Origin of the sequence: Propionimicrobium lymphophilum DSM 4903, from assembly GCF_000423485.1 — a bacterium.
Lineage (GTDB): Bacteria > Actinomycetota > Actinomycetes > Propionibacteriales > Propionibacteriaceae > Propionimicrobium > Propionimicrobium lymphophilum.
Window position 1 is genome coordinate 305209 of the sequence record NZ_AUIB01000001.1, and the last position, 16988, is coordinate 322196.

The following is a 16988-nucleotide window of genomic DNA, read 5'->3' on the forward strand; positions in this document are numbered from 1 at the left end:
ACTGCTCTAATTTTTCGAGCAGGTCGCAATACTTTCCAGTTGGTAACCCTGCGCCACAATGCTTTACAGCGCCACCACTATCAGCGCGCAGACCTCAACGTCCGAGTCCTCTCTGTGATGGTCTATCTGGTAGCTCGGGGCGTCCGCAACCGACACTTCGAACGAGTTGCTAGAGCCGGTGAGCTACGAGCAACCTTCGTCGCTCAAATAGCTCTATAGCAGAGACTTGCCCCGCCCACCCAGCTTAGGAGCCTTGAAGTGGATGCCAATCTCCGGATCCACCAGCACCTCTTGACTAGCTGCTATGCCATCAACAGTTAGCTGTGCCTCCACCGGAGTCGAGCGCTTAATTAAACCAAGTGCGATCGGGCCTAGCTCCCAGTGCTGCTCGCTAGCGCCAACAAAACCAACCGGCTTCTCGCTGCCGTGCAGAAAAATTGGCGCGCCCAGTTCGGGCAACCGGTTTTCGCTACCATCAATTAACAGGCGAATCATGCGTCGCGGCGGGCGGCCAACATTGTGCACCCTCGCGACGGTTTCTTGGCCGGGGTAGCAGCCCTTGTCTAGCTTGGTAGCGTAAAGTCCCAGCTCGTTGGGGATGGTCTTATCATCGGTGTCGGCGCCGATGCGCGGCAGGCCGGCATCTATGCGTAGCGCCTCAAAAGCCCAGACGCCAGCATTAGGGAAGTAGGCATCAGGAAAAGCCAGCACGATGCGGCCGCCCTTGATGCCGTAATCGATTTCGGGGCCGAGCGCTTCTTCATCGTTGCCCACGAAGAAAGCATGACGTTTGCTTACTGAAATCTCGACCTTCGTCCAGAACTTCATGCGCTGAAGAAACTCAAGCAAGGAACCCGTCTGATCAGCCCAAACGAATGCTGTTTCGCCATCATCAACGACGTGTAGCCGGTGCAACACGTGGCCATTGCCGTCTAAAATCAGCGCACCAGCCTGTCTGCCTTCATCAAATGTGTCGGTAGAAAGCCCAGACAGCCAGCTACAACGCGCCAGCCCACTCAGCTCTAGGACGCAGCGGCCACCTAAGCCGTTACCGAGATCAACAACCCCGCGCCCGTCCAACAACTCGCGCTGTTCACGCAGTGGATCACCGAAATGCCAGGCCAGCCCTTTATCTGGGCCATGCTCAACCTCGATCATGCCCGCTGCAACCTAGCCCACATATAGGGCTGTAGCTTGTCGTCGGTAGTGGCACGGTCATACGTCCACAGCAGGTCACCCTCAACCTGGCCGTAAAGGCGCTGGCCGCCGGTAACCTCGGGCTTGGACGTGCTGGTGGATGCGACAAGATCGGTAGTCAGCTCGATCTTCGCGCCGTCAATTTTTCCGGCCCAAACCTCCGCGCGACCCTCTGGGGCAGCAAGCACAACCTCAAGATCCTTCTCGTTCGCTCGCCAAAAACCAGTCTCCATGGAAAGCGGTTTAACCGGATTACCGTCCTCATCAGTCTCGTAGGTCTGGGCAAGGTAGTGCAGATAGCCTGAACCGTTGTCGGCAAACTCAACCTGGATGCCATACTCAAACTCGCCCTGGCCGGGCCAATTGCCGTGACCATTGCCGCGCCAGGTGCCGATCATCCACGCCAGCGGCATTAGCGCCGGGTTTAGATCGCTTGGAATCGTGAACGCCATTCTTACTCCTACTTTTCGACCGAAGCCTTGCGAACAATTTGAACTACCACCGCCAAGGCGCCCGCGGCCGCGCATGACGCTGCGATTAGCCCAACGATGAATGAAGCCATGCAATAAACATTACCTGCCCGGGCCTAAGCTAAAAGTGTGAGAGTTGTTCTGCAGCGCGCCAAAAGCGCAAATGTAAGCATCGACGGCGAAATCGTCGGCAAAATCGATTCGCCAGGCCTGGTTCTGCTGGTTGGCGTCACCCACGACGACACCCCAGAACTGACCAGGCGCATGGCCGAGAAAATCTGGAAACTGCGCATCCTCGAAGGCGAAGTGTCTGCGTCTGACGTCGACGCGCCCGTCCTCGCGGTCAGCCAGTTCACCCTCTACGCAAACACCCGAAAGGGCAGGCGCCCGTCTTGGAACCAGGCAGCCCCCGGCGAAATCAGCGAGCCTCTTTTCAACCAGTTCGTTGAGGACCTGCGCGGGCTGGGCGCGCACGTCGAGACCGGAAAGTTCGGGGCAGAAATGCAGGTCTCCCTAGTCAACGACGGGCCCGTGACGATAATCCTCGATTCAGCGGATTGGGGAAGCGCAAAGTAGCGGAAACGGGCAACACCAATTATGCGTTCGGGAGTTTAGAATCCGGCGAAATGACGTAGCGTTAAGGGCGTGATCGTTATTGAGCATACGGGTTTTCTAGCCGGGGACTATCCCACAAAAATTTTGCAGATGGCGGGCCAGGTCAAGCAGGCCGACGGCGCCAGCCCGCTCAACGAGGCTGCCCAGTTGGCGATAACTTCCGACTGGTCTAGGGCCCGTCACCTTTTGGCACTCGATGACGAAGACCGCGCCCTAGTTGGTTACGCGCAGTTCGACCCGCGAGACGCCTCAGCGCAATTCTTCATCTCCCCAGAGCATCGCGGCAAGGGCCTGGGCACGCAGCTGCTCAATCAACTGATCGTTCGCTACTCTCCGGCAACCTGCTGGTCTTTCAGCACGCTCGAACCCGCCCGCAAGCTCGCGGAGCGTTTCGGTTTCGAGCAGACCCGTCAGCTGCTGCTCATGGGCCGCGAGCTAAACGAGGTGCCGGACTTCCAGGCGCCCGAAGGCTTCGCCATCGACACCTACAAGAACACCGACATCAACAGGTTGGTCAAGGTAAATGCCGAGGCCTTCAAGGACCACCCGGAACAGGGCGCGATGACGGAGACGGACTTCCGCAGCCGCTTCTCCGAGGACTGGTTCAAGCCGGAAAGCCTGCTCGTTGCGCGAGACGCCAGCGGTCAGCTGGTCGGTTTCCACTGGATCAAGATCGAGCCGGAAAGCCCGGAAGAGGCCGAGGTTTACGTCATCGGCGTCGCCCCTGAGCACGAAGGCAAGGGGCTCGGCAGGGCGCTTCTGCTGTCCGGCTTACGTCACATGATTTCTCGCGGAGCTAAAACAGCTAAATTATTTGTCGAGGCGGCCAACGACCGCGTCGTCACCCTCTATAGAAACTCGGGTTTCGACACTCTGAACGTTGACACCTCGTACTCAGCGTCCGAGAAACCAATACTTTTAAGCGACGATGCAAGAACGGAAGGCGAAAGCGTGAGCGACGATCCGCTGAATAAAGACCTGCCCGACAACCGCTACACCGACCGCGAATTGAGCTGGCTGGAGTTCAACAACCGTGTGCTCGATTTGGCTAAGGATGCCCCGCGCACACCGCTTCTGGAACGTGTCCAGTTCTGCGGTATCTTCAGCTCCAACCTGGACGAATTTTTCATGGTTCGCGTCGCCGGCCTGAAGCGCCGAATCGACGCGGGGGTTGCCGTCAAGTCCGCAGCTGGCATCACGCCGAGAGACTTGTACGACGCCATCCTTCGTCGCACGCACGAGCTGGTCTCCGAGCAGGCTCGAGTTTTCAACGAGGAGCTTCGCCCGCAGCTTGCCGAAGAAGGCATCCACATCATCGGCTGGGACGACCTGACCCTAGAGGAACAAGACGAGATGCAAACGGTATTTACCGAGCGGATCTTCCCGATCCTCACCCCGCTGGCCGTCGACCAGAGCCACCCGTTCCCGTACATTTCCGGCCTTTCGCTGAACCTCGGAATCCTGCTTCGCAACCCTGAAACCGGTAGCGAACAGTTCGCCCGAATCAAAGTGCCGGCCATCATCGACCGATTCATGCAGGTGACGCCAGGACGCTTCCTGCCACTCGAGGAGCTCATCAGCCACCACCTCAGTCTGATTTTCGGCGGCATGGAGATCATGCACTGCGTCACGTTCCGCGTCACTCGTAACGAGGACGTCGAGATGGAAGAAGACGACGCCGAGAACATCCTCACCGCGCTGGAGAAGGAGTTGCTGCGGCGCAAGGTTGGCCGTCCGCCGGTCAGGCTTGAGGTTGAAGACGACATCGACGAGAAAATGCTAGACATGCTGGTTCGAGCCCTCGACGTCTCAGAAAAAGAAGTCTTCAAGCTGCCTGCGCCCCTAGACATGACGGGCCTGGGCGATATACACGGCATCGACCGCGAAGACCTCAAATACCCCGGATTCTTGCCTAAGACGCACCCAGATCTGGCCGAAATCGAGACCAGCAACCCGGCCGATATCTTCACGCAGATCCGCAAGCACGACGTGCTGCTGCACCACCCGTACGACTCGTTCGCGACCTCCGTCGAGAGGCTGATCGAGCAGGCCGCAAGCGACCCGAAGGTGCTTGCGATCAAGCAGACGCTGTATCGCACCAGCGGAGATTCACCCATCATTGACGCCCTGATCGAAGCTGCGAAGGCCGGCAAACAGGTGCTCGCTGTGGTGGAGATTAAAGCCCGCTTCGATGAGCAGGCCAACATCGCCTGGGCGCGCAAGCTCGAGAAGTACGGCGTCCACGTCGTCTACGGCATGGTCGGCCTCAAGACACACTGCAAGCTGATGCTCATCGTTCGTGACGAAGGCAAGCACGGCCTGCGTCGCTACGCCCACATCGGCACCGGAAACTACAACTCCAAGACGGCCCGCCAGTATGAAGACATGGGTCTTCTGACCTGCAACCCGATCATCACCGACGACGTGGCTAGGCTGTTCAACCATCTGTCCGGCATGACGCAGGAGAACCACTACCGCAGGCTGATGGTGGCGCCCGAGGGCATCCGCACCGGGCTCATCGAACGCATTAACGGCGAAACCGCCAACGCATTGGCGGGCAAGCCCGCCCGCATCCGAATCAAGGTCAACTCGATCGTTGACGAGGCAATCACCGATGCGCTCTATCGAGCTTCGCAGGCGGGCGTCAAAGTGCAGATGTGGGTGCGCGGCATCTGTGCGGTTCGTCCAGGGGTGCCTGGCTTAAGCGAAAACATTCAGATCATCTCGGTGCTTGGCCGCTACCTGGAGCACTCGCGAATCTACTGGTTCGAGAATGGCGGTACGCCGATCGTGGGCATCGGTTCCGCTGACCTGATGCACCGCAACCTAGACCGCCGAGTCGAGGCGATCGTCGGTATCAGCAACCCGCGGCATATCGCCCAGATCGACGACATGCTTAACGTCGCCTTCGACGAGAACACCGTCCAGTGGCGCCTGCACGATCAGGACTACGAGGTGAATATCTACAAGGAAGACGGCACCCCCAAGCTGCACATCCAGGACTACCTGATTCAGCAGACCACAGCCCGCACGCGTCGCAAAAAGTAGATTCGGGTAAACAGGAATAACAGCAGAAGGGTGAAGAATATGGCCAAGACATCTAGGGCATCCGGTGCGGTTGTTTTGCGTGGGAAGGGCGACGACTGCGAGGTGTTAGTCGTGCACCGCCCTCGCTACGACGATTGGAGCCTACCCAAAGGGCACGTCGATGAGGCTGAGCCCGACGCTGTTACCGCCGTCCGCGAGGTGAAAGAGGAGACCGGATACGACATTCGGCTGCTCTCGCAGCTTCGCGCTATCCACTACCAGGTGAAGAAGCGCTCGAAGGTGGTCACCTGGTGGCTGGGAGAGCTGGTCAGCGACGAGCAAGACCCCAACCACGACGACGAAACCGATTTAATCGAGTGGTGGCCGATCGGCAAGGCCATCCGCAAAATGACCTACGATGACGACGTCAAAGTGCTGGTCGAGGGTGTGCGCTCGCCGAGGATGATTCCGTTCCTGATCATTCGTCACGCCAAGGCGCTTGGACGCAAGAACTGGGACGGCAAGGACAAGCTGCGTCCTCTGAACAAGCGCGGCGATAAGCAGGCCACCGCGCTTGCGCAACTGCTTAAGGCATTCGGGATAACGACGCTAGCTAGCTCCAGCGCCGAACGCTGCATGGCCACGCTTCGTCCCTACTCACAGTCGAGCGGCATAGAGATCAAGGCATACGACGAGCTCACCGAGCCTGCCTTCGAGAAAGACCCGCGAGGCGCCGAGTGGGCGATGAGCCAGATCCGCGGCCAAGCCATCGACAGCCGTCAGCCCACCGCCATCTGCGGCCACCGACCCGTGCTGCCAACCATGATCGAGTTCCTGGAAATCGAATTCGACCACACCCTCGAGCCTGCTGAACTGCTCTACGTGAACATCGATGAGCAGGGTGAAGCAACTAACCCGAACTACCTACCGCCAGAGGTTTAAGCCTCCGCGAAACGCAAACGTTATCAAAAAGCCTAAAAAATAGTGTTCTGTTAACCTTCCGTTAACCTTGCGTGGGGTTTTTGGTTACAAGCAGTCATTACCTTTTGAGTTGTTGGGCAAATGCCTACCACTGTAGAAATCTGCAGAATGAAGACTTGAACCGAAAGTCCTGGAGGACTCGTGAAGACTTTGCGTACTGGTGCGGCTGTAGTAGCCGCTTTGGCTTTCTCTCTGACCCTCTCCGCTTGTGGCGGCTCCAACGGCACCACCACCGATACTTTAAGCGCTGCCTCGAGCCTGTCGGGCAACCTGCATGGCCAGGGCGCCAGCTCGATGGGCGCAGCCCAGGAAACCTGGATTGCTGACTTCCAGACCGACAACCCTGGTGTTACCGTCAACTACGCACCTGAAGGCTCCAGCGCTGGTATCAAAGCAATGACCGAGGGTAGCGCCGACTTCGGTGGTTCCGACGCATACATGGATGACGAGGAGATGGCTCAGAAGCACCCGAACTGTGGTGAGGGTGGCGTCATCAACCTCCCGGTTTACATTTCTCCGATCGCCATCGCCTATAACTTGGACGGCGTTGACGAGTTGAACCTGACCGCTGAAGTAATTGCCAAGATTTTCACCGGCCAGATCACCAAGTGGAACGACCCGGCCATCGCTGAGCTCAACTCCAAAGCCACCCTTCCCGACCTGGCCATCACCCCGGTACACCGTGGCGACGGTTCTGGCACCACCCAGAACTTCACCGACACCCTTTCCAAGGTTGCTCCGGACGTCTGGACCTACAAGCCCTCGAAGGAATGGCCGGCTGAGCTGACCAACGGCGAGGCGGCCCAGAAGACCAACGGGGTCGCTTCCGCGCTGAGCAGCGGTAAGGGCTACATCGGCTACATCGACGCCTCCGGCGTTACCTCCGAGCTGAAGACCGTTAACTACGCCCCTAAGTCTGGCGACGACTTCGTTGGACCGACCGCCGAGGCTGCCGCCCAGGTCGTAGACAACTCCAAGAAGGTCGAAGGCCGCGCCGAGAACGACTACTCGATCGATCTGGACCGCACTGCTGCAGGTTACCCGTTCGTTCTGATTGCCTATGCGATGGCTTGCCAGAACTACACCGACGCCGCCACTGGCGAACTGGTTAACGCCTACCTTAGCTACGTAGTCTCCGAGGACGGCCAGCAGGCCGCAGCCGATGAGGTTGCCTCCGCGCCGCTGTCGGGCGACCTCGCGACCAACGTCCGCAAGGCCGCTGCAAGCATCAAGTAAACATCTGCACAATGCCGTGCCCGACTCCTCAAAATGAGGGTCGGGCTCGGTTTGTGTCAAAGGTGGCTCACGCCACACCCGAATTACTTCTAAACAAAGAAAGCGAATAGAACACATGTCTGCTCCAGTTCGTGAGATGGAGCAGTCTTCACCTGAAGACTCGCTTATCAGCAATCGCGGCCACGCCGGCGATGCCATCTTCAAAGGCATTTCCGTTGGCTCCGGTTTGCTAATTCTGGTTATTTTGGCGGCTGTTGCCTTCTTCCTACTTTCGGAAGCCATGCCGGCATTCACCACTCCCGCAGAAGACCTGCCTAGCGGCAACACTTTGCTGTACGTGGTGCCATACCTGTTCGGCACGGTTTGGTCGTCGTTCATGGCGCTGCTGATCGCAGTTCCGGTTGCCGTCGGCATCGCACTGTACATTTCCCACTACGCACCGAAGAGGCTTTCGACCCCGATCGCCTTCATCATCGACCTACTGGCCGCTGTGCCGTCGGTCGTCTTCGGCCTGTGGGGCATTATGACGCTGGCGCCGATGATGGTGCCCGTCTACACCTGGCTAAACAAACACCTCGGCTTCATTCCGCTGTTCTCCGGAACTGTGGCGACTAGCGGTCGCTCCATGCTGACCGCGGCTCTGGTTCTGGCCATCATGATTTTGCCGATCATCACCTCGCTTTCCCGCGAGGTTTTCCTGCGTACGCCGAAGCTTCAGGAAGAAGCATCCCTGGCGCTGGGTGCAACCCGCTGGGAAATGATCAATCAGGTGGTTTTCCCATTCGGACGTTCCGGCATCGTCTCGGCGTCGATGCTCGGCCTGGGCCGCGCGCTCGGTGAGACCATGGCTGTCGCCATGGTCCTCTCGCCGGCGAACGTCATTAACTTCCAGTTGCTGACAAGCCAGAACCCGAACACCATCGCCGCAAACATTGCTAACACGTTCCCCGAGGCCGGCCAGCTGACCGTATCTCAGCTGCTAGCTACCGGCCTGGTGCTGTTCGTGCTGACGTTCGTCGTCAACATGGCCGGCCGGGCTATCACAGGAAAGAAGTCTTCGTTCGGCGTGGCGAAGCGCGCTGGCAAGGAGGACGAAGAATGAGCACCAATCTTAGAGAACGCCCTGTAGCCCCCGAGGTTGATCAAAGCCTGACCGGTGGGCAGCTAAATAAATGGATCCCGCTGGCGACGCTCGTCGTCTGCGTAGTGGTCATGACCGCGCTGATGGCTATGTTCAACCCAGACGCAAAAATGTTCGGGCTGTTGGTTGGTGGAATCATCTCCGGTGGCCTGGTGGCGCTGGTCGTGATCTTCGCGCTTAGCTGGTCGGTCGAAGGCCGCCGGCGTGCGATGAACCGTACTATGGCGTTCGTCATCTTCGGTGCGTTCCTGCTGGCATGTCTGCCACTGTTCTCGATTCTTTACACGACCATCACCAATGGCTTGCACCGCTTCGACATCGAGTTCTTTACCGAGACGATGCGTAACGTTAAGCCGACCGCTGACCACGGCGGTGCGCTGCACGCCATCACTGGCACCTTGATCGTCACCGGCCTGGCCACCATCATCTCCGTTCCGATCGGCCTGTTCACCGCTATCTACCTCGTCGAATATGGAAAGGGCACGCTGAAGCGTGCGATCACCTTCTTGGTTGACGTCATGACCGGTATTCCGTCGATCGTCGCAGGCCTGTTCGCCTACTCACTGCTCAGCCTGGTGCTCGGCCCGTCGAAGTCCGGCCTGGCCGGCGCCGTCGCACTTTGCGTGCTGATGATTCCATACATCGTGCGTAACTGCGAAGAGATCATCCGTCTGGTTCCCGACAAGCTGCGCGAGGCCTCCTACGCGCTCGGCGTAACCAAGTGGCGCACCATCGTAAAAATCGTGCTGCCGACGTCGATCTCCGGTATCGTCTCCGCGGTCATCATCGCTATCGCCCGAATCATCGGTGAGACCGCTCCGCTGCTAATCACCATGGGCTACACGGCGAGCATGAACACCAACCCGATCCCGACGCCTAACCAGCCGATCAACAACATGACCGCTCTTCCGGTTATGGTTTACTACCAGTACATGCAGGCCCCCGGACGCAATCCCGACGCGTCGTATGCGCGCTCATGGGCCGGCGCTCTGGTGCTGGTGCTTATCGTAATGCTGCTAAACATCGTCGGACGCTGGGTGGCAAAGAAGTTCGCGCCCAAGATCAACCGCTGACCCCAACGACATTAAATAAAGAGAAGGACCAATCAATATGGCTAAGCGCATGGAACTCAAGGACTTGAACGTCTATTACGGCGACTTCAAGGCCGTCGAAGGGGTCAACATGGTGATCGAGCCCAACGCCGTCACCGCGTTCATTGGCCCGTCCGGCTGTGGCAAGTCGACCGTTCTCCGCTGCCTCGACCGCATGCTCGAGCTGACCCCGGGCGCCCGCACCGAGGGCCAGGTCATGCTCGACGACCAGGACATCTACGCATCCAACGTAGACCCAGTTCGGGTTCGTCAGCAGATCGGCATGGTTTTCCAGCAGCCGAACCCGTTCCCGACCATGAGCATTCGCGACAACGTTCTGGCCGGAATCAAGCTGAACAACCGCAGGATGCCCAAGAGCGAGCAGGACGACCTAGTCGAGCGTTCGCTGCGCGGCTCGAACCTGTGGGAAGAGGTCAAGGACCGCCTGGATCTGCCCGGTAACGGCCTTTCCGGCGGTCAACAGCAGAGGCTCTGCATCGCCCGCGCGATCGCGATCCAGCCGCAGGTGCTGCTGATGGACGAGCCTTGCTCGGCTCTCGACCCGATCTCCACCCTGGCAATCGAGGACCTGATTCACGAGCTGAAGGAGAACTACACTGTTGTCATCGTGACGCACAACATGCAGCAGGCATCGCGCGTTTCCGACAAGACCGGCTTCTTCAACATTGAGGGCACCGGCAAGCCGGGCCACCTGGTTGAATTCGATCAGACCGAGAAGATCTTCACCAACCCGTCCCAGCCGGAAACCGAGCGCTACATCACCGGCCAGTTCGGCTAATCAAAACAAACCACTAAAGAGGGCAGAAGCCAAGCGGCTCCTGCCCTCTTTGTCATGCAACATTCGCCAATTAACGGGCTGTTTAAGTTTTTAGCAACGAATAAGATTGAAAATTAGTTCAACTAAATAAGTGAGTCTCTGGGAGGCTTGAGAAAGGAACGAGATGGCCACACTCGATATTGCTAAGGCACTGGATTCCATCAAGGACTGGCAGGAGGAGTCTTACGTCCACCTGCATAAGAACCCAGAGCTTTCGATGCAGGAATCTGAAACCTGCGAGTTCATCGAAAGAGAACTCGAAAAATTTGGTTACAAAGTTCAACGAATCGGTGGGGGAGTAGTCGGCGTCTTGGAAAACGGGGAGGGAGCCACCGTTCTTTTCCGCGCGGATATCGACGGCCTACCCGTCAAGGAAAACACTGGGCTTGATTATGCCTCCACCATCACCCGCACCGATGAAAACGGTAACGAGGTGCCGGCGATGCACGCCTGCGGCCACGACTTCCACATCATGGCCAATCTGGGCGCTGCCCGGGTGCTTTCAGATAACACCGACTCTTGGAGTGGCACCCACATCGCGTTGTTCCAGCCGGGCGAAGAGACCGCTGCGGGAGCCAAGTCGATGGTCGACGACGGGCTGGTGGACAAGCTACCCAAGCCAGACGTGGCCTTCGGCCAGCACGTCCTTGCTGGCCCGATGCGCGCCGGGCAGGTTGGCACCCACGCAGGCCCGATTCTTTCGACGGGCGCATCCATCAAGGTGACGCTGCACGGCAAGGGCTCGCACGGTTCGATGCCGCACATGGGCGTCGACCCGGTGGTGCTCGCCTCGTCTATCGTGCTGCGCCTGCAGACGGTGGTTTCGCGCGAGATCAACCCGTTTGACATGGCAGTGCTGACGGTCGGTTCGATTCAGGCGGGCTCCAAATCCAACATCATCCCCGACACGGCGACCCTGCTGATCAACATCCGTGCCTACGACATGGACGTGCGCGAACAGCTGCTCGAGGGCATCAAGCGCGTCGTAAACAGCGAGTGCGAGGCGTCGAACTGTCCGCAGGCCCCGGAGTTCGAGGTGTACGACTCCTACCCGCTGACCGACAACTCCGCGGAGATCACCGAGAAGGTGACGAAGGCTTTCGTCGAGCATTTCGGCGAAGAACGCGTCATGGACTGCGGCGAGGTTTCCGCATCAGAAGATTTCAGCTTCATTCCGGACGCATTCGGAATCGAATACTGCTACTGGGGCTTCGGCGGCTTCGAAGAGGGCGCCCAGACATATCCCAATCACAACCCCGCGTTCGGGCCGGTAATGGAGCCGACCCTGCGCACCGGCACCGAGGCGGCGATCGTCGCCTGCATGGCTTGGCTGAAGGGCTAACAAGAAGGGCTAACAAAATGACAACTACCACACCAAAAACCGAATATCAGGGCACAGAGAAGTTGCTCTGGGGCATCGTCCTCGCGGTGGTGACGTTCTGGCTATTTGCCGGAACCGCGGCAACCGTCGCGCCCAATATCATGCAGGACATCGGCAGCGACAACATCGACCCTGCAGGAATGAACTTGGCCGTATCCATCACCGGCCTGTTCTCGGGCCTGTTCATGGTGCTGCTTGGTGGCTTTGCCGACCGCTTCGGGCGCGTGAAGATCACGCTGTTCGGCATTATCCTTAACGCCACTGGTTCGCTGCTGATCGTGTTTGCGACCGGCGCTGCCGCTTTGCCTTTGCTGCTCGTCGGCCGAGCAATTCAGGGTCTGGGTGCTGGCGCGATCATGCCGGCCTCGATGGCTTTGGTTAAGGCATACTGGGATGGCCCCGCTCGCCAGCGCGCCGTCTCGATGTGGTCGATTGGTTCGTGGGGTGGCTCCGGCCTGGCCGCGATCTTCGGCGGCACTGTCGTGCAGTTCGTCGGCTGGAGGGGCATCTTCATCGCCTCGATCATCATCTCGGTGATCGCTTTCTTGATGATTGTGGGAACTCCGGAAAATAAGGTGGTATCCGAGGGTCAGAACCACAAGTTCGACATCTTCGGCCTCATCTTGTTCATCATCGGAACGCTTGGCCTGATGATCGTTCTGCTGTACGGCTCCAAGCTCGGCTGGACCAGCTTCACTGCGCTCGGCTTGGCATCTATAGCTATCGTCGCTTACGCGCTGTTCATCTACTGGGAGCAGAAGCAGTCCAATCCCTTCATCGATTTCGCGCTGTTCAAAAACACCACGTTCACAGGTGCGACGATCTCGAACTTCCTGGTTAACGGCACCATCGGCATGTTGATCATCAGCCAGCAGGTGATTCAGCTTGCCGGCCACAAGGCCGACGGCTCGCTGTACACGGCGTTCGACGCAGGCCTGCTTTCGCTCGGCTACGGCGTGTGCATCATCGCGTTCATCCGAATCGGCGAGAAGCTGCTGCAGCGCTTCGGGCCGCGCAAGCCCATGATCTGGGGCTGCATGATCACCATCCTCGCCTGCGTGCTGCTGATGATGACCCACCTGCTGATCGGCCAGTACGTAATCCTCGCCATCATCGCCTACTGCTTGTTCGGCTTGGGCCTGGCGTTCTACGCGACGCCGTCAACCGACGCTGCGCTGGCAAACCTGCCCGCTGCTCAAGCCGGCTCGGGCTCTGGCATCTACAAGATGGCGTCGTCTCTGGGCGGTGCAATCGGCACAGCGATCTCCCTGGCCGTCTTCTACGGCCTGCAGGGTTCTAAGGTGCCCGACGTGCTCGCCATGGCCGGCCGCAGCGACAACGCGTCCCTGCGACTAGCCGCCATGGTGGCACTCGGCGTTTCACTGGTATTCCTGCTGGCCGCGATCGTCTCGATCACCACCACCGTCCCCAAGGGTGGCGGCTCGGCCAACGGCCATGAAGAAAGCCCGGACCCAGAACCCCAGGCAACCCCCGATGACGAGCGTCGCGAGATTCTGAACCGCCTCGCGAGCCTGTCAATCGAGGAACTGAGGAAGCTAGACCAGGCCTAAAACCGCGCAAAAACTATCGGGTGCATGAGCGACTTTGCTCAGCTCATGCACCCGATAGTTTATTTTTAGACGCTTTCGATGGCCTCTAGGGTTGCTAGGACGGCCTCAGCGGCCTCACGTCCCTTGTCTTCTGCGGAGCCAGGAAGCCCGGAGCGGTCGATGGCCTCCTGCTCGGTGTTGCAGGTAAGCACGCCAAAACCGATGGGCTTTCCGGTGTTCACCATCACCTGAATCAGGCCCTGGGTTGCGCCCTCGCACACGTAGTCGAAGTGCGGGGTGCCGCCGCGCACGACGACGCCCAGCGCGATCATGGCGTCGAACTTGTCGGCCAGCCGGGCGCAGGCGACGGGCAACTCGAACGTTCCGGGTACCCTAACAACGGTTACCTCTGCGCCGGCTTCCTCGAGAGTCTGCGAGGCGCGCTCGGTCAGCGCGTCAGTGACCTTCCCGTACCACTGGGCTGCGATCACAGCCACCTTGCGGCCCTTACTGTTGACGGAGATTTCGGGGAGTCCTTCCTTGGACATTTATGCCTCCTTAGGCAGTAGATGCTCGGGCAACTTATGGCCCATCCGGTCTCGTTTGGTTGATAGATACCTAGCGTTTTCTTCGGTGATCCCGGTGACGATCGGGCGGACCTTTGAGACCGCGATGCCGAGCTTCTCAAGCTCTTGCGACTTCTCCGGGTTGTTGGTCAGAAGCTGTACTTTGTCCACACCGAGATCCTGCAGAATCGCGACTGCCGCGCCGTATTCGCGGGCGTCGATAGGCATGCCCAGAAGCGTCTGAGCGTCGACGGTGTCTGCGCCATTGTCTTGCAGGCTGTACGCCTCAAGCTTGGCCATCAGTCCGACGCCGCGTCCCTCGTGACCACGCAGGTAGACGAGCACGCCGCCCTCCTTGCCGATGATCTCCTGCGAGAGTTCCAGCTGCTCGCCGCAGTCGCAGCGCATTGAGCCGAGCGCGTCGCCGGTCAGGCATTCGGAATGGACGCGAACCACCGGGTTATCGCCTAACTCGCCGCTGATCAGAGCGACGTGGCTGGCCCCGGTTCGCAGGTCTCGGTAGCCGAGCAGCTTGAACTTGCCGAAATGGGTGGGCAGCACCGTTTTTGCGACCAGCTCGACGCGGTCGTAGCGCTCTCGCCATTTCTCCAGCTCGTCGATCGTGACGACTGCCAGGTCGTTGTCTTCCCCGAGCGCCAGGACGTCCGGGGTGCGCATCATGCGGCCGTCGTCGTGGACTAGCTCGCCGATGGCGCCGACGGGTGGCAGCCCGGCCAGGCGGCAGAAGTCGACGGTTGCCTCGGTGTGGCCGCGGCGGGTGAAAACGCCGCCCTCGCGGGCGCGAAGCGGCAGGATGTGGCCGGGACGAATGATGGCTTGCGGGGTTGCGTTGGGATCAGCCAGCGCGCGCAGGGTGGTTGCGCGGTCTGCCGCGCTGATGCCCGTCGTCACGCCCTCGGCCGCATCGCAAGAGAAGGTGTAGGCGGTCAGCTTCGGGTCCTGGCTGTTCTCAACCATCAGCGGCAGGCCAAGCTTTTCCGCCAGCGATTCGGGCATCGGCGCACACAAGTAACCGGAGGTGTGGCGAACCATCCAAGCAACCCACTTAGGGTCGGCGTTGAAGGCAGGGAGTACGGCGTCGCCCTCGTTTTCGCGGTCTTGATCGTCTAGCACCAAAATGGGGCGGCCGGCCCTAAGCTGCTCGAACGCGGACTCGATGGTGGCGAAACCGTTCACTTTCTTGATTGCGGGGTGCATTTACTTGCCTTCGTTCATTCGTTCTAGATAGGTGACGATGTATTTGCCGATCATGTCCGCCTCGAGGTTTACTTTGGTGCCGACGGGGCTGGAGCCCAGAATCGTGTCGGAAAGAGTTGCAGGGATCAGCGAGATCGTGAAGGAGCTTTCCAAAACGTCGACGACGGTCAGCGAAACACCCATGACCGTCACCGAACCCTTCGGGACGAGGTAGCGCAGGAAGTCGGCGTCGGCACCGATCTCGAAGAGTTCCCAGTCCTCGCCGGGGGAACGCTTGACGATTTCACCCAGCGCTTCGACGTGGCCGGCGACGATGTGGCCGCCCAGACGCGCGTTCGCGGCCATCGCGCGTTCCAGGTTCACCTTGTCGCCGGTCTGCAGGTCGCCGAGCATGGTCATCCGAAGGGTTTCGGCCATGACGTCCGCAGTGAATACGTCACCGTCCAGATCGACGGCGGTCAGGCAGACGCCGTCAACCGCGATCGAGCAGCCAAGAGTGGCGTCAGAGGTGGCGATCGGGCCGCGAACGCTAAGACGCATCGACTCTGCGCCCTTATTTACGGCGACGACCTCGCCGATCTCTTCTACGATTCCTGTGAACATGGTTTCCTATCTGTTGGTTTCAAGATGATTAGACAATCGTCGTCGAGCTGTTCAACGTGAGTGATGTGAAGCCTTTTGATGTCGGCCATCGTGGAGATCCCGAGGTCCCCGATCAGCGGCTTGCCCGCGCCCAGCAGCGATCCGGACAAATAGCAGACGACCTCGTCAACCAGGCCCTCACGCACGAAGGACGCGGCAAGGTTAGCGCCGCCCTCCAGCCACAGGTGATGGACGCCGCTGGCGCTCAACTTTGCAAGGCCGGCACGGATGCCTTGAGTGGCGAATAGGGTGGGTGCTTCGTCGGAATAAACGTTGAAGTTTTTCGGTATTTCGCGGGCGCCAAACACCACCCGAATCGGCTGGCGTTTCGCGAGGCTACCGTCTGGGTGACGGGTGGTTAGACGCGGGTTGTCTGCTAGCACCGTGCCGGTGCCAACCGCGATCGCTCCGGCGCTTGCCCTGCGCTCGTGAACATCGGCGCGAGCGGATTCGCCCGTAATCCACTGCGAGGTGCCGTCGGTGGCAGCCGTCCTGCCGTCAAGCGTGGCGGCCACCTTCCAGGTGACAAACGGCCTGCCCTCAAGATAAGAGAAAGTCCAGTATCTGTTCAGCCTGGTTGCTTCTTCAGCCAGCAGGCCGCCTTGAACATCCACTCCGGCGCCCCGCAAAGTCTCGGCGCCGCCGGTGGCGTCCGGGTTGGGGTCCGGTTGGGCGAAGCGGACACGCTTAACTCCGGCCTTGATTAACGCCTGCGCACAAGGGCCGGTGCGTCCGGTGTGGTTACATGGCTCGAGGCTGACGTAAGCGGTAGCGCCGGAAGCGTCGCCGGCGTCCTTGAGCGCGGCTACCTCTGCGTGGTCGGTTCCGGCACCCTTGTGCCAACCTTCGCCAAGTACTTTTCCGTCACGAACCAAGACGCAACCAACGCGCGGGTTGGGGTCTGCCTGGGGGCTGCGGGCGGCGAGCTCTATGGCGCGGCGAATGAAGAGTTGATCTGCAGACGAATTCTGCTTCGACATCTAAAGCCCCTTTCTGCCAATAGGCTCGGGGCCTCGCGAGAAAAAACCTCGCAAA

The 16988-nt window shown here is 59.5% G+C and carries 15 protein-coding genes and 1 pseudogene; 10 read left to right on the forward strand and 6 right to left on the reverse strand.

Features of this window, described 5'->3' with window-relative positions; translation table 11 throughout:
* Positions 1-213 precede the first annotated feature (213 nt).
* Positions 214-1158 carry a CAF17-like 4Fe-4S cluster assembly/insertion protein YgfZ gene (gene ygfZ, locus G556_RS0101315; protein WP_028821482.1) on the reverse strand — a complete coding sequence of 315 codons (945 nt, stop codon included), beginning with the start codon at positions 1156-1158 and terminating at the stop codon, positions 214-216.
* Positions 1155-1649 (reverse strand): heme-binding beta-barrel domain-containing protein, encoded by a 495-nt coding sequence (locus tag G556_RS0101320; protein ID WP_028821483.1) that lies wholly within the window; start codon positions 1647-1649, stop codon positions 1155-1157. The genes ygfZ and G556_RS0101320 overlap by 4 nt, the downstream gene beginning before the upstream one ends.
* A gap of 147 nt (positions 1650-1796) precedes the next feature.
* Here G556_RS0101320 and dtd point away from each other — a divergent pair, with 147 nt between their 5' ends.
* The 10 genes and pseudogenes from dtd to G556_RS0101370 all read left to right on the forward strand — a co-directional run bounded on the left by dtd (position 1797) and on the right by G556_RS0101370 (position 13548).
* Positions 1797-2243: a D-aminoacyl-tRNA deacylase gene (gene dtd, locus G556_RS0101330; RefSeq protein ID WP_028821484.1), complete on the forward strand. Its 447-nt coding sequence runs from the start codon at positions 1797-1799 to the stop codon at positions 2241-2243.
* Positions 2244-2312: 69 nt separating this feature from the next.
* Positions 2313-3164 (forward strand): annotated as a pseudogene (mshD, locus tag G556_RS11655) (mycothiol synthase); the annotation flags it as partial.
* A 30-nt stretch (positions 3165-3194) separates the two neighbouring features.
* Complete coding sequence (locus G556_RS0101335) at positions 3195-5330, forward strand: RNA degradosome polyphosphate kinase (RefSeq protein WP_267878589.1); 2136 nt, start codon at positions 3195-3197, stop codon at positions 5328-5330.
* A gap of 39 nt (positions 5331-5369) precedes the next feature.
* Positions 5370-6251 (forward strand): NUDIX hydrolase, encoded by an 882-nt coding sequence (locus G556_RS09790; RefSeq protein ID WP_051176524.1) that lies wholly within the window; start codon positions 5370-5372, stop codon positions 6249-6251.
* A 180-nt stretch (positions 6252-6431) separates the two neighbouring features.
* The gene (gene pstS / locus G556_RS0101345) at positions 6432-7526 is read left to right on the forward strand and encodes a phosphate ABC transporter substrate-binding protein PstS (RefSeq protein ID WP_028821486.1); all 1095 of its coding nucleotides are present in this window, start codon (positions 6432-6434) and stop codon (positions 7524-7526) included.
* Between the two features lie 115 nt (positions 7527-7641).
* Complete coding sequence (pstC, locus tag G556_RS0101350; RefSeq protein WP_028821487.1) at positions 7642-8628, forward strand: phosphate ABC transporter permease subunit PstC; 987 nt, start codon at positions 7642-7644, stop codon at positions 8626-8628.
* Entirely contained in the window at positions 8625-9740 is a 1116-nt protein-coding gene (gene pstA, locus G556_RS0101355; RefSeq protein WP_028821488.1) for a phosphate ABC transporter permease PstA, read from the forward strand. Before pstC ends, pstA begins: the two co-directional genes overlap by 4 nt.
* Positions 9741-9777: 37 nt before the next feature.
* Complete coding sequence (gene pstB, locus G556_RS0101360) at positions 9778-10557, forward strand: phosphate ABC transporter ATP-binding protein PstB (protein ID WP_016456659.1); 780 nt, start codon at positions 9778-9780, stop codon at positions 10555-10557.
* A 163-nt stretch (positions 10558-10720) separates the two neighbouring features.
* Entirely contained in the window at positions 10721-11938 is a 1218-nt protein-coding gene (locus tag G556_RS0101365; RefSeq protein WP_028821489.1) for an amidohydrolase, read from the forward strand.
* A gap of 17 nt (positions 11939-11955) precedes the next feature.
* Complete coding sequence (locus G556_RS0101370) at positions 11956-13548, forward strand: MFS transporter (RefSeq protein ID WP_028821490.1); 1593 nt, start codon at positions 11956-11958, stop codon at positions 13546-13548.
* 65 nt (positions 13549-13613) lie between these two features.
* Here G556_RS0101370 and ribH read toward each other — a convergent pair whose 3' ends face one another.
* Genes ribH through ribD form a run of 4 tightly spaced genes read right to left on the reverse strand, consistent with a single transcriptional unit; the run spans position 13614 to position 16933 of the window.
* Positions 13614-14075, reverse strand: coding sequence for a 6,7-dimethyl-8-ribityllumazine synthase (gene ribH, locus G556_RS0101375; protein ID WP_028821491.1), 462 nt, complete (start codon positions 14073-14075; stop codon positions 13614-13616).
* The gene (locus G556_RS0101380; protein WP_028821492.1) at positions 14076-15311 is read right to left on the reverse strand and encodes a bifunctional 3,4-dihydroxy-2-butanone-4-phosphate synthase/GTP cyclohydrolase II; all 1236 of its coding nucleotides are present in this window, start codon (positions 15309-15311) and stop codon (positions 14076-14078) included. It lies immediately after the preceding gene.
* Complete coding sequence (locus tag G556_RS0101385; RefSeq protein ID WP_028821493.1) at positions 15312-15914, reverse strand: riboflavin synthase; 603 nt, start codon at positions 15912-15914, stop codon at positions 15312-15314.
* Positions 15896-16933, reverse strand: a complete 1038-nt coding sequence (gene ribD / locus G556_RS0101390) for a bifunctional diaminohydroxyphosphoribosylaminopyrimidine deaminase/5-amino-6-(5-phosphoribosylamino)uracil reductase RibD (protein ID WP_028821494.1) — start codon at positions 16931-16933, stop codon at positions 15896-15898. Before ribD ends, G556_RS0101385 begins: the two co-directional genes overlap by 19 nt.
* Positions 16934-16988: the final 55 nt, after the last annotated feature.